Annotated in this window: 12 protein-coding genes and 3 pseudogenes; 8 read left to right on the top strand and 7 right to left on the bottom strand. The window is 47.1% G+C overall.

The window, feature by feature from the left end; translation table 11 throughout:
- Positions 1-7: 7 nt before the first annotated feature.
- Positions 8-1,204 (top strand): enolase C-terminal domain-like protein, encoded by a 1,197-nt coding sequence (locus PVA01S_RS14365; RefSeq protein WP_127608184.1) that lies wholly within the window; start codon positions 8-10, stop codon positions 1,202-1,204.
- Between the two features lie 494 nt (positions 1,205-1,698).
- Here PVA01S_RS14365 and PVA01S_RS27735 read toward each other — a convergent pair.
- Positions 1,699-1,908, bottom strand: a pseudogene (locus tag PVA01S_RS27735) (IS110 family RNA-guided transposase); the annotation flags it as partial.
- 134 nt (positions 1,909-2,042) lie between these two features.
- Here PVA01S_RS27735 and PVA01S_RS14355 point away from each other — a divergent pair.
- Positions 2,043-2,528 carry a YiaA/YiaB family inner membrane protein gene (locus PVA01S_RS14355; RefSeq protein WP_127608183.1) on the top strand — a complete coding sequence of 162 codons (486 nt, stop codon included), beginning with the start codon at positions 2,043-2,045 and terminating at the stop codon, positions 2,526-2,528.
- Here PVA01S_RS14355 and PVA01S_RS14350 read toward each other — a convergent pair.
- Together PVA01S_RS14350 and PVA01S_RS14345 are read right to left on the bottom strand one after the other, a co-directional pair.
- Positions 2,529-2,709 (bottom strand): annotated as a pseudogene (locus PVA01S_RS14350) (IS3 family transposase); the annotation flags it as partial. It lies immediately after the preceding gene.
- A gap of 33 nt (positions 2,710-2,742) precedes the next feature.
- Positions 2,743-4,395: a PucR family transcriptional regulator gene (locus tag PVA01S_RS14345; protein ID WP_164751839.1), complete on the bottom strand. Its 1,653-nt coding sequence runs from the start codon at positions 4,393-4,395 to the stop codon at positions 2,743-2,745.
- Positions 4,396-4,608: 213 nt separating this feature from the next.
- Between PVA01S_RS14345 and dctA the strand changes: the two genes are divergently transcribed.
- Complete coding sequence (gene dctA, locus PVA01S_RS14340; protein ID WP_127608181.1) at positions 4,609-5,949, top strand: C4-dicarboxylate transporter DctA; 1,341 nt, start codon at positions 4,609-4,611, stop codon at positions 5,947-5,949.
- A gap of 58 nt (positions 5,950-6,007) precedes the next feature.
- Positions 6,008-6,360, top strand: a pseudogene (locus tag PVA01S_RS27260) (hypothetical protein); the annotation flags it as partial.
- A gap of 304 nt (positions 6,361-6,664) precedes the next feature.
- Here PVA01S_RS27260 and PVA01S_RS14330 read toward each other — a convergent pair.
- The 4 genes from PVA01S_RS14330 to allC are packed head-to-tail and all read right to left on the bottom strand — an operon-like array spanning position 6,665 to position 11,360.
- Positions 6,665-7,213, bottom strand: a complete 549-nt coding sequence (locus PVA01S_RS14330; protein WP_127608180.1) for a chromate transporter — start codon at positions 7,211-7,213, stop codon at positions 6,665-6,667.
- Between the two features lie 31 nt (positions 7,214-7,244).
- Entirely contained in the window at positions 7,245-8,828 is a 1,584-nt protein-coding gene (ggt, locus tag PVA01S_RS14325) for a gamma-glutamyltransferase (RefSeq protein WP_397375970.1), read from the bottom strand.
- Positions 8,829-8,832: 4 nt separating this feature from the next.
- Complete coding sequence (locus PVA01S_RS14320; RefSeq protein WP_127608178.1) at positions 8,833-10,077, bottom strand: pyridoxal-phosphate-dependent aminotransferase family protein; 1,245 nt, start codon at positions 10,075-10,077, stop codon at positions 8,833-8,835.
- Positions 10,074-11,360, bottom strand: a complete 1,287-nt coding sequence (allC, locus tag PVA01S_RS14315) for an allantoate deiminase (RefSeq protein WP_127608177.1) — start codon at positions 11,358-11,360, stop codon at positions 10,074-10,076. The genes PVA01S_RS14320 and allC overlap by 4 nt, the downstream gene beginning before the upstream one ends.
- 526 nt (positions 11,361-11,886) lie before the next feature.
- Here allC and PVA01S_RS14310 point away from each other — a divergent pair.
- The 4 genes from PVA01S_RS14310 to PVA01S_RS14295 all read left to right on the top strand — a co-directional run bounded on the left by PVA01S_RS14310 (position 11,887) and on the right by PVA01S_RS14295 (position 17,221).
- Positions 11,887-13,101 (top strand): efflux RND transporter periplasmic adaptor subunit, encoded by a 1,215-nt coding sequence (locus tag PVA01S_RS14310; protein WP_127608176.1) that lies wholly within the window; start codon positions 11,887-11,889, stop codon positions 13,099-13,101.
- Between the two features lie 185 nt (positions 13,102-13,286).
- Positions 13,287-14,801: an FAD-dependent tricarballylate dehydrogenase TcuA gene (gene tcuA / locus PVA01S_RS14305; RefSeq protein WP_127608175.1), complete on the top strand. Its 1,515-nt coding sequence runs from the start codon at positions 13,287-13,289 to the stop codon at positions 14,799-14,801.
- A 103-nt stretch (positions 14,802-14,904) separates the two neighbouring features.
- Complete coding sequence (locus PVA01S_RS14300; RefSeq protein ID WP_127608174.1) at positions 14,905-15,897, top strand: 2-hydroxyacid dehydrogenase; 993 nt, start codon at positions 14,905-14,907, stop codon at positions 15,895-15,897.
- A gap of 61 nt (positions 15,898-15,958) precedes the next feature.
- A complete protein-coding gene (locus tag PVA01S_RS14295; RefSeq protein ID WP_127608173.1) occupies positions 15,959-17,221 on the top strand; it encodes a nickel-dependent lactate racemase family protein in 1,263 nt (420 codons plus the stop codon).
- The last annotated feature ends 60 nt before the right edge of the window (positions 17,222-17,281 follow it).

Below are 17,281 nucleotides of genomic sequence, written 5' to 3'. Positions count from 1 at the left end.
AGCGAAGATGATTACTATACGCGATGTGAAAACGATACTGACTGCCCCGGAGGGAATCAACCTGGTGGTGGTCAAAGTCGAAACGTCGGAACCCGGCTTGTATGGCTTGGGATGCGCTACGTTTACCCAAAGATATTTGACTGTTGCCTCAGCTATCGAGGATTACTTAAAGCCTTTTCTAATCGGAAAAGACGTACACCGTATCGAGGATATTTGGCAGACTGCGATGGTAAGCGGCTATTGGCGCAATGGTCCGGAGTTTAACAATGCTCTTTCGGGCGTCGATATGGCGTTATGGGATATAAAAGGGAAAATTGCCGGTTTACCGGTGTATCAGCTGCTTGGCGGCAAATGCCGCGAAGGCGCTGCAATATACAAGCATGCTGACGGATCGTGCAAAGAAGAGGTAGAAGAAAATGTAAGGTCTTATATGGAACAGGGCGTCCGTTATGTGCGCTGTCAGATGGGGCTATATGGCGGTCGGGACCAAAAAATTATCAAACCTGAGAACGCATTGGACGGCGTTTATTACGATCCGAAGGCTTATATGAGAGGGATCGTCGAATTGTTCGAGCACTTGCGTGGCAAGCTTGGCTGGGAAATCGAATTTTTGCACGATGTTCATGAACGGCTGTCTCCTATAGACGCGGTCGCGTTCGCTAAGCAGATGGAACCATTCCGGCTGTTTTATCTGGAGGACGCGCTGCCGCCGGAACAAATCGAATGGTATCGCACGATTCGTCAGCATACGGTGACTCCAATCGCCATGGGGGAACTGTTTAACAATCCGAATGAATGGCTTCCGCTTATGTCCAATCGCTTGATTGACTTTATCCGTGTGCACGTTAGCCAAGTAGGCGGAATAACTCCGGCTAAAAAAATGACGTCCATGGCAGAGGCTTTCGGCATCCGCACTGCGTGGCACGGGCCGGGAGATGTTTCTCCGGTAGGTCATGCCGCAAACGTGCATTTGGACATAAGCAGCATCAATTTCGGTATTCAGGAGTGGAACGGATTCAAGGAAGAAGTTTACGAAGTATTCTCCGGATGCCCCGTAGAAAAAGACGGATATGTATATCCGAATGACCTTCCAGGACTCGGCATCGATATCGATGAAGAAAAAGCAAAGAAGTATCCGTGTACGAACGTACTTCCAAAATGGACGTTGGCCCGTTTGCCGGACGGGACATCGGCACGTCCGTGACTCGATTAGACTTGAGTGGATTCAATGCTTAAACGGTGATACCCGTTAATGCTATCACGCAGACCATGCCAATGGTCTGTTTTTTTTTGAATTGATGCTTGTGGCCTCCCGGGATTCCTAATAACATCGGCATGAAATTTATTTTCTCACGTCAATTTCAAACTCCAGTTTATTACGCTCCCTCAATATGATTCAGTTTCCTCGCTGAGACTCATGAATTCGCAGGATTTCACCCTGTGTAAGATGAGAGAAGAGAGTCACACGGAGGAGCCGGTGGCTAGATCCGTAGAAAGGGCATGCGAGAACAAAGGTGTGGTGTCCAACACCCAAGTTGTTCCATATTGTGCACGTCTCCACGTAGCCCTAGCGATTCTCGCTCCCATGTCTCAACGGGTCTATGCCCTTACATGCTTCGTCACATCTAACTAAGGGGTGGAGGTCGGTTTTTCTAACGGAACGGGTCCATTTTGCGCAACATATCCCGATAGGTGGGGAGGTTCCATGCCGACGATGACTTTGGTCAACTTGTAAGACTTGAGCAGATCTTGAATCCAACGACCGAACAGTTGAAAGCCCTCGTCATGGTTGCCGAACTCCAGCGGCGATCCCAGTGCAATTCCCCAATAGCTGACCGAACGAGCAACGTGAGCCTCCTGGGCAATATCTACACCGACAACCAAATGCAAAGAGCAAGTGTTTTCAATGAGTTGATTTTGCTTGTCCTGGGCCTTAGTGTGGTACTAAAAAAAGATAGTACTTGTAGGATATTGGTAAATTATTTAAATTATAAGTAGTTCAAGTATTAACCAAAAATGGTTGCTATGGAGGATAAACGCATATGAATCATCAAAAATATCAAAGAAGGAATACACCTGCTTTTACAGCTGTATCTTACTTCGCTTTTGCAGCAGGATTGTTTTTATTTGCAATTGGGGTTTATAACGCGGATTGGCAGCTTAATGTCAAAGGGTACTATATCCTTTGTGTGGTTCTCATAACGATGACCTGTATTGTGGTGCAGAAGGTTGCCCGAGACAACGCAGAAGACAAATTTTTGCAGCAAGATAACCCAAAGCATAAAATGCGTAATACGACAGCCTTTACTGGCATGTCATATATCGGTTTATTGATTGGCTATGCAATGTTCTTTATTGGACTATATAATGCGCCCTTTGAATTGAACGTCAAAGGATACTACATTGCCGTGGTTCTCCTTATCTCGTACAGCGCTATCGGTGTGCAGAAAGTTATCCGCGACAACGTTGAGGACAAAGAGATCCTTGGGGACCTGGAGTTTAATCGTAATCCTCAAGACACGATATAGTTAAGCTGCCTTTAAGGCATGAGTTCGGTACTGTACTGGGCTCATGCCTTTTAGTTTTGTCTTAATTCGTTTGTGATTATAGTAGTATCTATTTTTCTAGTTCCACTTTGAATGGTTCAATACTCTCAAATTCCTGTGTGTATAAGAATTCGGATTTTAAGATGTTAAGAAACCTTTCGATACAACGCAAAAGAGAACGTTCTTCTCTATCAAGCTAATGGAGTAGAGGTTCAATCAGATAAGCGACCCGGAAGCGAAGACTATCGCTTGGGGTGCGCAAACTCCGTCCTGTTAATTGCTCGCACTTGTCCAATCGGTAGATAACGGTATTTCGATGAACAAAAAGCTGTTTGGCGGTTTCAGCGATTTGGCAATGATTCTCATAAAAGACCATCAGTGTTCTCATCAGTTCTTTTCGTTCTTTTTCCTCCAGTCCTTTCAGATCTTGAAAGGTGTCCAAGTAAAATTTCTTCAACTCTCCTATGGGAACCATTCGTAATAAATCCGCCAATTCTTTAATGTGATTGAATTGGACAAACATCCTTTTCTTACTGAGATATCCGGTTTGCAGGGCATCGAACGCTTCTTTGTAGGTGACGGAAATATCCAAGAGCTTTTGCACGGGATTACCAACTCCGAAGGAGACGGCAATCTGAGTCCTCTTATAGATCTCATCGGCAATCTTTTTTAATAGCTCCGCCAGTTCCATTTCCGTTTCTTGAAGATAAGGCTCATTCGGATTATAGGAAAGGATGACAACAAACAGGTCGTTTTTCGTGAAAATGACAAAGGGCGTTCCATGATCCGTAAATCCTTTTTTAATTAATTGATAGAGTTCCTCGCGCTCCGTAAATCTGCTGTCTTCAAGCGAAGCGGGGTTTATGCCGTTTGATTCCGCCGGCGCGTCTTTTTTGGCTGCGATACACAAAGAGGTGCTGTGTTCGTTTAGACCGTATCTTTTTCCCCGATGAATCACTTCCTGTTCGGAGGTTACGAACCCTTCCACCAAATCCGAAAAAAATTCATTCTTGTACCTTCTTGAGCGTTCCTTTACCGCCTGCTGTTTCAGCATTTCGAAGCTGATCACGTTGGCCGCTTGCTCCATTGCCATTAAGGGATGTTTATTGGTTGGCGGATTGTCAATGAACGAAATCAGGAATCCTTGAGGCTGATAGGTTTGAATAGGGTGAACGGCTACGTTTCGGCATGGTGAATCGGCATCCGCCACCAAGGACAAAGATTGGGTGGAGCGGGTGGCCGGCAAGGCCGTTAATGCATGCTGGATGACGGGCAGCAACGCCATATAAGGTGCGCTTTGAAAATGTCGGGATGAAGAAATGAGCTCCAGTTTATGATTTAACAGCAGTGTAGGGGAATCCAGCAACTTGGAGAGCTCTTGCACAATCTCCGGAATGCTTTTTCCCTCCAGCACGATACTGGTGAAATGTCTGTGGCTTTCTAAAGCGTATCGCAGCTCGTCGGCACTTTTTTCGAGAATATAGCTGAGCGACTGGTTCATAATTTCTCCAAGAGAAAAATCCAGAGGAAGCTCAATGATGGGAAAGTTCAGCTTATTGGCGACTTCTACAACACGAATAGGGATTGCCGGTAAAAAGCGCTTCGTCTTGATCATGAGTCCGGCGCAGCCGACATTGGCCATATTGGAGACCAGAGATTCCAGTGCTTCCGGACGATCCTTTATGACATATGCCGTGGTTAGCAGCAGCTCCTGAGGTTTTAAAAAGTCGATAATATCCGGAGCGTCCATCATGTTGACAGAATAGACGATGCGGTTCAACCCTTCTTCCCCGGCGATTACTCTGGATGTGGACAAGCAGGGAATTTTCAGAAGATCCGCTAATATCATGGACAACCTCTCCTTCATTACATTATGCGTAATATAATTTAACAAAAATATATCACATAGGGCGGATTTTGTGCAATATGAACAAAGGGAATTTTAATTTTGTTTATTCTGTATGATGAATAAGTCAAATAAATTCATTATAATCTGTTATATAAACAAACAATATATGTGATATAAGGTCACGTTAAATGGTTGGAAGGAGAGAAAGAGAGTATGAATTCGCAAACGCAAACTGAGATATTAAAGAGGCCCTTTTACAAAGGACTATTTTTTCAGATTATTGCATCGATCGTCGCGGGTATTTTAGTGGGCTATTTTTGGCCGACCATTGGCATTGCCCTGAAGCCGCTAGGCGATGGCTTCATCAAACTGATCAAAATGATCATTGCACCGCTTGTTTTTGGAGTTGTTGTCGTTGGTATTGCCAAGGTCGGTGACATAAAAGCGGTCGGAAGAATGGGAGGAAAAACGATCCTCTACTTCGAAATCGTAACGACCATCGCGCTGATCATAGGCATGGTAGTTGCAAACTTGATGAATCCCGGTGCAGGAATGAATGTCAATACCGCTACCCTATCAACGGATGCAGTCACCAAAGCGACCAAGGGCTCGCAGCTTCCCAGCACGACGGATTTCTTCCTGAATATGATCCCGGAAAGCGCCATCGGAGCGTTCGCAAACAATTCGATATTGCAAGTATTGCTAATATCTTGTTTGTGCGGCTTTGCAATCATCCATATTGGCGGACGGACGTCGGAGGTTCTGGTCGATTTCCTTGAACATGCCAACAAAGTCATGTTTCAAATTATGGGCTATATCATGAAGCTTACGGCGCTAGCGACATTCGGCGCATTGGCCTTCGCGGTCAGCCAGTACGGGATTAACACGCTCCTTTCATTCGGTAAACTGTTTATTGCCATGACCGTCGCATGTGTTGCCTTTCTCATTATATTAGCCATCATCATGCGGGCATACGTTGGTCTCAGTCTCTGGAAACTAATTCTCTACGTCCGCGAGGAGATTCTTCTCGCGTTCGCAACAGGTTCGACGGAAGCGGTCATGCCGCAGCTGATGAATAAGTTCGAGCACGCCGGCTGCAACCGCGCCGTTGTCGGACTGGTGGTGCCTACAGGATATTCGTTCAATCTGGACGGGGCCTCAATCTATTTATCGCTGGCACTGGTTTTTCTCGCCCAAGCGACCGGCACTCATTTGAGCATTGCCGAGCAGCTTGTGCTTCTGGGAGTTCTGCTGTTAACGTCCAAGGGGATGGCCGGAATACCGGGGTCCGCATTTGTTGCACTGTCAGCAACCGCGGCGGCAACAGGCTCCATACCAATGGCCGCAGTCGCCCTGATGCTTGCGCCTGACCGATTCATGGGAAATTATCGGACAACAGTCAATATTATTGGGTATGCTGTTGCCACCTTCGTCGTTGCGCGTTGGGAGGGCTTGCTTAATAAGCATCAGGCGGAAAACGTGCTTGACGGCAGACTTGCGTATGCTCTCGGCGAAACTAACCTTGCCGATGCAACTAAGAAGCAAGCGTTCTGACCCGGCATATCATGTGAAAAAAGAGGGGATGAAAACTCCCATGAAAGATTTTGGTTTCATTCACGAGCTGGTAGAACAATCCTTGTGTTAAGTATTACAGCAGACCGGTAAATGAGCCGGATCTGCTGTTTCGTTTGCAGTTATTGCAAATCCTGTACCATCTATCAGACGAACGTATCGTACAAGAAACCCGCACGCAGGCTGGCACAGCCGGAACAAAGTCCGCTCGACGTACGGCGGGATGCGGCAAAGCGTCTGCTTCGCGTTGTGGTCAAGCGGCATCCGAAGCTCGAGAAGAAGCTGCTGCCTGACCATGAAGGCTCGGTGAGCGAATAACTGAATCTTGCCAAACAGATCGTCGAGGACGAGCGACTGCTGTCGCACAAAGGGATGAAGTCAGCCATCGATCCTCTCCCAGCCGTAGTAGCATTATGGACGGATTCTAACCATTTTCATCATCTGAGGTGCGGCGCTGCATGTATGGCTAACGGGCATAAAATGGTGGACAACGGAAAATGACATGCAAGCCGGCAACGGCTGCATGTCATTTTTCTTTACAGAAAACAGGCTGCCAAGGTAGCCGGCCCATTAAAGTCGTGGAAGAACGCTATCGTGGATTCCGCTTGCTATGGAGCATACATTCCAAGGGGATAACAGGGGGGATCATACGCGTTATGGTCATCGCCAGGCGTTAGGCAGCTGCCTCATCAGCAGTCTATCCATGCATGAAAATAGCGCCGATGACCAGAGAAGCCACAATCCCCCAGATCGGATTCAGCCCCAAATATTGCACCGAAATAAAAAAAAGGGCTGCAATCAAAAAAGGCAGAAAAGAAAACATCCCGCTTCCTTTTTGAAAAGCAAACTTCGCAAAATCAAACGCCAACATGGCCAACATGACAAAAATGACCGGTTGAATCCCTTTGATCATACCCTTAATATAAATATTGCTCTGCAATTTATACATCACATTCACGAGCAAAACCATGAGCAGTGCGGTCGGCAGCACGACGGCTCCGACCGCAACAACAGCACCGCTCCATCCCGCAACCTTGAATCCGATATAGGCCGCAAGCTTGGTTGCGATAGGACCCGGAAGCGCATTGCCGAATGCAAGCGCTTGTCCGAATTCCTCGTTTCCCATCCAGCCAAACCGGTTCACCACTTCATTCTGGTACAAGGGAATAATCGACGGGCCTCCGCCATACCCCAGCATAGTCGATCTCCCAAAAGCGATAAATAAATCCAACAGCGTCTTGATCATCCTGCTCCTTCATTCCTTTCATTGCCGAACTTTACCAACCGATGGCAAGACCATCTCCTCGGGGATCGGCGGCGCCGTACATAACCCCGTTCGTATCGATACAGATTCCTTGGGCCTGGCCTACTATACCGTCCCAACCGGACACGAGTTCCACGCGATGCCCCCACTGCATGAGCTTCTCCGCGGCCGATTGCAAATTCCGGTTTTCCATTTTCAGCGAATCGCTCGCTTGACCCCAAGTCCGCCCATACACCCAACGCGGCAAAGCGATCGCTTCTTGAATTGTGCAGCCATAATCCAAAACACCGGTCAATATGGATAACTGTGTTTGCGGCTGCCCTTCGCCGCCCTGGGTTCCAAGTAATAAGTATGGCTTTTCCCCGCGCAGCACCATCCCCGGCATCAACGTATGAAAGGTGCGTTTGTTCGGAAGCAAGGCGTTGGGGTGCTCTGCATCCAGCGAAAAAAATGAACCTCTATTTTGCAAAATCACACCTGTACCCTCCGGAACGTAGGCCGACCCGAAATCATAGTATAAGCTTTGGATGAAAGAGACCGCGTTCCCCTCATCGTCCACGACAGCGGCATAAGCGGTATCCTGCCCCATGGGCGAAGATAGAAAAGGGCTGGCTTCCATGGGCGTTAATGATATTTGCTCGCTTAATTGCCTTGCGAAATCTTTTGACAACAGTTGGTCTACAGGAATATGCGCAAAATCCGGATCCGTCAAGTAACGATCCCGATATTGAAATGCCTTTTTGACGACCTCCACCATCAGGTGATAAAATGCGGCCGAATCTCGCGGAATGCCTGCCAGGTCAAAATGCTCCAATATATTCATCATGAGCAGCAGTGAAAATCCTTGGGAGTTCGGCGGCATTTGGTAAATCCGGTCGCCTTTGTACGTTGTCGACAACGGCTCGACCCAATCGCTTCGATGGGAGAGGAAATCTTCTTCAGTCAGAAGCCCCCCGTCAGCCCGAATGGCCAGGACCATAGCTTCCATGAACGGCCCTTTATAAAAAGCATCCCTTCCTTCCTTCATCAGAAGACGCAAGGTCGCCGCCAATTCGGATTGAACGAGACGCGAACCCTCGCTTTTTAATCGGCCTCCATCCATAAATACTTCCTTCAGAGTCTTATCCTCGCGGATCCATTGCTCGTCTTTACACATCCAGCGATACAGATCTCTGGAAACCGGAAAGCCTTGTTCGGCATATTGGACAGCCGGGGCAATAAGCTTATCCCAAGGCAGTCGGCCAAATCGGGTCCACGCCTCCCACCAGGCATCGACCATACCGGGTACCGTTATGGCGCTCAGAACACCGCGATCGGGAATACGGGATAACCCTTTATCCTTAAACAGGGATGAAGAGACCTCCCGGCCGGAACGGCCGCTTCCGTTAAGACCGATGACCTTTCGATCTTTCGCTGAATACATTAAGAAAAAGCTATCGCCCCCGATTCCCGTCATGTGAGGATAGACTACGGCCAAGGTTGCGCTAACCGCAACCGCAGCGTCAAAAGCGTTCCCTCCCTCGCGCAGGACGAAGCTTCCGACGGTGCTGGCCATATAATGCGGGGAAGCGACCATACCTTGATGCCCCATCGGCATGATGTTATTCAACAGGAACCTCTCCTTCCCGATAAACCTGGAGTGCCGCCTGAACGCCTGCAGCTGCATGGATTGGCACACCGAAGCAGATCATGACGGCCTCTAAAGCGCCGAGCAGATGCAGCACATTTTTCTTTCTGCAGCTAAATCCCATCGTACCGATCCGCCATATTTTCCCCTTTAACGGGCCGAAAGAGCTGGCAATTTCAATTCCGAACTGCTCCAGCAGCATGGCTCTCACCGCTTCGCCATCGATACCTTCAGGAATCCGGATACAGGTAACCATAGGCAATTTGCATTTCGGGTCTCCGTACAGCTGCAGCCCCATGCTTTGAATTCCTGCCATTAAAGCCTTCTCGTTTAGTGCATGTCTCGCAAAACGAACTTCCAGGCCTTCTTCCAAAACAATTCTTAACCCTTCCCTGAGTGCGTAAAGCATGGATGTCGCTTCCGTATGGTGATTCAATCGGGCGGGGCTCCAATAATCCTGGAGCTGGCTCAAATCGAAATAATTGCTTCGAATCGCAGTTCCTGCCGAAAGGGTCTGGGACATCGGATCGCGTAACCCTTTCTCGATTGTTTTTCTTCGTAAAATTTTCGCTTCCGCACGGCTGTTATAGGTGAGCGGGGACATGCCCGAAGGCACGGAAAGACATTTTTGCGTTCCTCCGATGACCACATCAAGCCCCCAGGCGTCGGTCTCAACCGGTGTTCCCCCAATCGTGGCCACAGCATCAACGACCAGCAAAATATCGAGTTCCCTGCACACCTTACCAATGTCCGCAAGCGGCTGCATACGTCCCGTAGAGGTTTCACCGTGCACGATCGCAACGAGCTTCGGCTTTTCCCGGTGAATGGCCCGTATCACTTCTTCCGGATCGAATACGCTTCCCCATTCCGTTTCCAGAGTCGCTATTTCCGCGCCGCAGCGCTCGGCAATTTCCATAAGCAAATACCCGAATCGTCCGTAAATCGGTATAAGCACTTTATCCCCGGGTTCAATTAAACTGGTTAATGCCGCTTCAATTCCCGAGCGGGAGGTCCCGTCAACGGGATATGCCCACTGATTGGAGGTTTGAAACACCTGACGAAGCATCCCCATCGTCTCGTTCATTAAATCGGTGAATTCAGGATCAAATTGGCCCAGGATCGGAAAGGACATTGCTCTGAGAACCCTGGGGTCCACTTCCACAGGACCGGGTGTCATGATCGTACGCAGGGACGGGGACAAATCCTTATACATTTTCATATTTCCTCCTCCTTATAGCCCAGCAGATATAATAATTCGATCAACACGGCGGTGCCGACGGCCAAATCTGCGGGAGACGTGTATTCTTGTGGGGAATGGCTGATCCCCAAATGGCTTGGAACAAAAATAAGGGCCGACGGACAGATGTGTTGAAACATTTGAGCATCGTGTCCTGCGCCACTGGCCATGCTAAGGTGAGAAATATCATGGCTTTTGCAAATCCGCTCAATCTTTGCAGACAACCCTTTGTCCATGTTTACGGGCGAAGCATTCATCCATAAATGGGTTTGGACATGAAGCTCCTGCTCTTCAGCAATTTTTCTGAATTCCGTTAAAAACCGATGACAAAACGTTTCTAAAACGGTGGCATCCGGATGCCGTACATCTACTGTAAAAATGACCTTCTCCGGTATCACATTCGCAACATTGGGCTTGACCTCAAACCGGCCTACCGTCGCCACCAAAGGCGCTCCCTGTTCCCTTGCGGCATTCAGCAAATATTGAGTCATCCCGCTAGCTCCGCCCAAAGCATCCTTTCTCCACATCATAGGCGTAGTCCCGGCATGGTTCGCTTCTCCCGTTACTTCGATCGTGTAGCGTCTTTGTCCCACAATGGCCTCGACAATCCCGATATTCAAGTTCTTTCTTTCCAGAACGATGCCTTGCTCCACATGAAGTTCAATAAACGCGCCGATATCTTGACGGCGGCTGTCCCGTAACGTACCGGAACCGAAGCCTGCAGCTTCCATCGCTTCGCGAAAAGAAATGCCGTTCTCATCGGTCAATAAGGCGATTTCTTCAACATGTCTGCGGCCCGTAATGCTCCCCGAGCCCCAGTAGGTCATCGGAAACCGGCTCCCTTCTTCTTCGCACAAGGAAACGACCTCCAGACTCCGCTTCGGCATGCCGAAATGTTGCTTCAAAAATTTCAGGGCAATCACGCCTGCCGCAATACCGAAGGTGCCATCGTACATCCCGCCGTTTTTGACAGTATCCACATGCGAGCCCGTCATAATCGACGTCTTGTTCGTTTCCGTTCCCGGCAGTTTTCCAAACAGATTGCCTACCCAATCGAAGGAAGCCTCCAAACCTGCTTGTTCCATTGCAGCAGCTAAAGCAAGCTGGGCATCCCGCCAAGCTTCCGAGTACAACAGGCGCGTGACGCCCCCTTCTTCCTGCTTTCCAAAAGAACCCATCCAGAGCATGAATTCTTCGATTTCTTCAGTAATGCTTTCTATGATTTCGCATTTGTCATGCAGCGAGAATGTGACTTTACCCTCCATAACGGTTCCTCCCAGTGACCCTTGGCACAGCGCCACACGCGTTTGCCGGCCTGATCTTTAGTTTGGTGTAATGTTTCGTTACATCTCGTATTTTTTATCCAAATTATAAGGGTTGGGTCAAAGGAAAGTCATTGTTCAATATATCTAATAATGATATTTATTTTTAGCTATAATATCCTAATTCGGGAAAAGAGAAGTGGAAGCAAGCTAGAAGTAGATTCTGCATAACCCATTGTTGAGCACTTGGAGGATTTCGCAATCATTATGCGATTGAGAGGGATAAGTTAGTTTTGCAGGCCTAAAACTCTCAATAACTATGCAAAAAAAGCCTGATTTTATCAGGCTTTTTTCACGTATCTTTCTCATACGGTTTGTATCAAATTATGGGATAAAATAATCCGGATTCGAGAATTCGTTTTATGATAAAGGCATCCCCTTGTCATTAGAGGAAGCGGATGACGGCGATTCGGATGGTTTGGGCCGGTTGCTGGCCGTCCTGTTAATTTCGGCTAGCGGAGTCTTGTACATGTTTAGTAAAGGAGAGGAAGTGAAAGTAATATCCGTTACACAGGCAGATCTGGTCCAATACGTCCAGGCAACCGGCAAGGTGAAGCCGAAAGATGAGCGTAAGTTTTATGCCCGGACAAATGGAAAACTGCTTCATGTATACATAAAGGCCGGGGATAAAGTAAGAGAGAAGCAAGTGCTTGCAGAGATTGATCCTTCCGATACCCAGTTCAAGCTGCAGCAGCTCGAACTTCAGCTCGAGCAAGTGCAGGCTGATTGGAATAAAATGCAGGAAGGACCAAAGCCGGAGGAAGTGAAACTACAAGAAGAGAGCATTCATCAGGGAGAAATAAAATTAGCTATGATAACAAGGGAATGGAATAAATTGAGGAATGATTATGATACAGGTACAGCACTTAACACGCAATTACAGCAAAAAGAAGATGAAATGAAGCTGGCCCAATCTGCTTTAAATGCCGCCCCAAATAATCTTGCCTTAATACAACAAGGACCAAGCCTGATAGACAGAACTAAGTACGACGCGAAAGTAAAAGAGATTCAACTTCAACAGGAACAACTGGAAAAGGATCTTTTGAATATGCAGGTTGTATCCAATAGGAGTGGAACCGTTATAGATTTGACAGTACAGGAGGGTCAAATTGTAGAAAGGGGCAGGGAGCTGCTGACCTTAGCGGATCTTTCACAAATAGAGATCATATCCGATGTTAAGGAAGTACAAATATCTCAAATCTTTATGAATCAAGCAGCCGTTATTGAGGGCTCTGCTCTTGGTGAAGAGCAATACAAGGCACGCGTCATCAAAATGACCCCTATTGCCAAGGCGTCTCAAGATAACCAGGGCAAAAAAGCTGTCGTCGCTGTCACATTGTCCTTGGACGAAAGCACCGCTAAGCTGCTTCCCGGATACAAGGTGGATGTTAACTTTGTAAGCGGCCGAACTGAATCCGCTTTGCAAGTACCTTACGCCGCCGTGAAGCAAAACGACGACGGAACAAGCTATGTATGGACGGCACAAGGAACAAGGGCAGTCCGAACTCCTATTGAGACAGGCATCAAAAATGAGGCTTTTATCGAAGTGAAAAAGGGACTTGAAGCAGGTAGTCTGGTTATCGTAAATGTACCTGACTCGCTAAGAGATCAACAGAAAATTGCTGTGACTCCATTAATTAGTCGTGTTTCTGCTATCCCGGTTGGAATAGGCTATATACAATAGGGTCTAGCCTGCCAGCCATGGCGGGCTTATTTGTTTTGCAAAATGAAAATGATACAGCTTTTATTTCTACCCTTATGATAAAAATTACTTATACTAAATCATAAAAACTAAATATTTGGATTATGATTATGCCCGTATTACACTTATAAGCAGATAAACTTATTCCTACTGTGGAGGTTAAAAATATGGCCGATGAAAAATTTTTAACTTACGATGTGGTTGTTGTAGGGGCAGGGAATGCCGCATTATGTGCCGGTATATCAGCTAAAGAAAATGGATCGAAAGTATTGATACTTGAAAAGGGTCCGATTCAAAAGCGGGGAGGTAATTCCTTTTTCACGGATGGTGCTATACGTACTGCCTATCGTGATCTGGAGGAACTGAGGGAGGTGCTTCCCGGAATAACGGATGAAGAAGCAGCGAGAATTTATATGCCTGTCTACAATGAAGAAGATTATTACAATGATTTGATGAGGGTAACAGAAGGAAAAAGTGATCCCCAATTAGCCAAACAACTAGTATCCCAATCCATGAAAGTGATTAAATGGCTGTACGAAAATGGAGTAATTTTCGAGCTTAACGAAAATCAATCTTTTGAGAAAGATGGCAAAACACACTTCTGGGGCGGCCTTCCGTTGAAAACCAAAAATAAAGGCGTGGGACTTGTTGCCCAATTGAACGAGCGCGTGGCAGAGCTCGGAATCGATGTGTGGTACGAATCACGTGCCATCAAGCTGGAGATGGAAAATCATCAAGTAACAGCCATTCAAATCGAACAACCGGAAGGCATTGTAACGGTGCGTACGGGTAGTGTTATTTTGGCCTGCGGCGGATTTGAGGCAAACCAAACGATGCGTTCCGAGCATCTTGGCTCCCAATGGGATGCAGCAATTGTCAGAGGCTCCGAATATAATACTGGAGACGGGCTTAAGATAGCGTTAGAAGCCGGAGCTCAGGCTTACGGCGACTGGTCTGGATGTCATTCGATCGGAACTGACCTTAACGCACCTAAAGTAGGAGATTTCACGAAGCCGGGAGACATCTTCAAAAAGTCCTCTTTTCCGCTAGGACTCATCTTTAATAATGAGGGGAATAGATTCGTGGATGAGGGCGCGGATTTTAGAAACTATACGTATGCGAAATATGGACGGGAAGTCTTAAAACAGCCGGGCCACATGGCCTATCAGATTTTCGATGCGCAGGTGCACCCCATGCTTCGCAAGGAGTATTTCCTAGAGGAAGCCACCTTCTTTAAAGCGGATAGCCTGGAACAATTAGCGGACCTTATTAAAATAGATAAGGAGCAATTCCTCCAAACGATCGAGGCATACAATCAAGCCGTGCAGGAAGGCGATTATAATCCTACAGTGAAGGACGGTAAAGGAACAAAGGGCATTACGCCCCCGAAATCTAATTGGGCGCTGCGTATGGACCAGGGACCTTTCTATGCGTTTCCCGTTACTTGCGGCATTACATTTACCTTTGGCGGTGTGCATGTGAATCCGACCGGCGAGGTGCTGGACAAAGAGGGTGCACCTATTTCCGGGCTCTATGCAGCAGGTGAAATGGTTGGCGGTTTATTCTATGAAAATTATCCCGGCGGATCCGGCCTGATGTCAGGTGCCGTTTTCGGCAAATTCGCGGGAGCCTCCGCAAGCCGTTATGTAAGGGGAAAAACGAAAGATATCGTTAACCAATAACGTTTTCAATAAAGATTTTTTTTCAATAAAGATAGTTCAACTGCCAGCGCAGTGAGGACTATTTTTATTTTATCCGCCAGTCAACGAAGGAGTGACGGGAAAGATGAAGGCCAAAGTGGTCTCGCTCGATAAAATTTCTGATCGCATGAAAAGTTTAATTCGAAGTAAGCTGCACGCCGATTTTGAAATCGTGTTTTGTGAAAATGACCGCGACGTGCACAACCATATTTCTTCGGCTAACGTACTCATTACTTTTACAAGAGGCATTTCTAAGGAATGGATGGAACAAGCCGAAACCTGCCGGTTTATTCAAAAATTAGGTGCCGGTGTAAACAACATTGATCTTGAAACCGCTTCGAACAGAGGGATTCCCGTAAGTATGACAAAGGGGGGAAATGCCCGGTCGGTGGCGGAACATGCCGTTGCTTTGATGATGATGGTCTTCAAGCAAATGAATATCGCCCATAACGAAATTGTAAACAAGGGCAGCTGGTTAAAGACAGAACTGCGGGATCGCTCCTATGAGCTGTCTCACAAAAAAGTGGGCTTGGTTGGTTTTGGTGCCATTGGAAAGGAGGTCGCTAAGCTATTGCAGGGGTTTGATTGTGATATTCGCTATTTCGATGTGTACCGTCTGACCGACGAACAGGAGTTACAGAATAACGTTCGTTATATGGAGCTGGACCAGCTTCTGGCTGAGTCCGATGTCGTCTCCCTGCATACGCCGCTAAATGAGCAGACGTACCATTTGATCAACGAACACAAACTTAAATTAATGAAGCCGGCATCCATTCTCATCAATACCTGCAGAGGCGGGATCGTGGATGAGGAGGCCTTGTATAGATGTTTACTCGACGAGCACATTCTCGGTGCCGGTCTCGATGTGTTCGAGCAGGAGCCGATAGAACGAGGACATCCTTTTACTACATTGACCAATATGGTGCTCACGCCGCACATCGGAGGGGGAACCGTGGAGGCGATGCATAACGTGCTGGATAAAGCGTGCCGCCATATCAATCATTTTCATCAGCACGGGTCATTTTACGATGAGAAGGATATCGTTAATCTATCAGCGCTAACTCTAAAGGATCAATGAAATGGGGGGAAAGCAATGGAGGCGATAGAGTACAAATAATCCGGGGAGTTGAAAAGTACCGATGATCTATCAAATTCCTTATGGAAAAGGATTACTGCATTTTGAGTTGGAAGTTCCTGTCGCTGAGCTGGCTGTGAAATCTTTGGCCCAAGTATTAGACGAAAGGGAAGAGGTCCGGAAAGCGATCCGCAGCCCGATTGGAAGTGAGCGCTTGGCCGATCTTGCAGCAGGCAAAAAGAACGCAGTCATTGTGATCAATGACATTACAAGACCGACTCCAACTAAATTATTAGTGGAGGAAATTACAAAAGAGTTAAACGAAGGCGGGATCCCGGATACATCGATTACTTTGCTTGTTGCAACTGGGAACCATCGCCCGAACACGAATGAAGAACTCCATGAGATGGTAGGGTATGAAAATTTCCAAAGATTTTTAATAGTCAATCACAACGCATCGGATCCTTCCCAACTGGTTTACCTCGGGCAAACAAGAAGAGGTTTGGACATCGAAGTCAACCGTTTGGTAGTAGAAGCGGATTTGACGATTATTACGGGAATTATCACTCCACATCAAACGGCTGGTTTTAGCGGCGGCAGAAAAAGTATCGTGCCGGGTGTAGCCGGCGTGACAAGCCTGCTGCAGCATCATTCTTTTCCAATACGTTCGGAAGAACCCGTTATGGGAATTACCGAAAACAACAGGTTTCATGAGGAAGCTGTCGAGGCCGCGAGAACCGTAGGCGTTGATTTCATCGTTAATGTTGTCAAAAATCATCGCGGGGAAATTGTAGCTACTGTTGCCGGTGATCTGGAAGAAGCTCATGAAGCCGGAGTAACGATTTGCAGACAGGCTTGGGAATTGGAAGTGCCTCATCTATATGACATTACCATTGTTTCTCCCGGAGGATATCCCAAAGATTTTGACATGCATCAATCGCAAAAAGCTCTCGCATCTGCTGAAATCATAACGAAACCCGGCGGCTCGATTATTTTGGTTGCTGAATGTCCGGATGGTATAGGATCGTTTGGGAAATTATTGATAGAGTCAAGAGATCCGCAGGAAGTGATCGATCGGTTTAAGCAGTCCGGCTTTGACAACCATAACCATTCTTCGAAAGCTTATATGTATGCCCGCGCCTTACTCAAGCATAATGTCTACTTTATATCGCATCATTTGGATCCGTCACAATTGAAAACTATGTTTTTCTATCCCTCGAAGTCTATCGAACAGGCATTTCAAAGTGCGAAAATGAAATGTTCCGCTCCACCGACTGTAGCCGTCCTGCCTTACGCAGTAGATTGTCTGTTAAAGGTAAGACAGTGAAACATGACATGTTAACATCGAATTTTTTTATATATAAACAAAGAATAAATGTATTTTTTT

The sequence above is a fragment of the Paenibacillus validus NBRC 15382 genome (assembly GCF_004000985.1).
In the GTDB taxonomy this organism is placed as follows: domain Bacteria; phylum Bacillota; class Bacilli; order Paenibacillales; family NBRC-103111; genus Paenibacillus_G; species Paenibacillus_G validus.
Note: the sequence above shows the minus strand (reverse complement) of the source record. Positions and strands in the feature narration are given on the sequence as shown.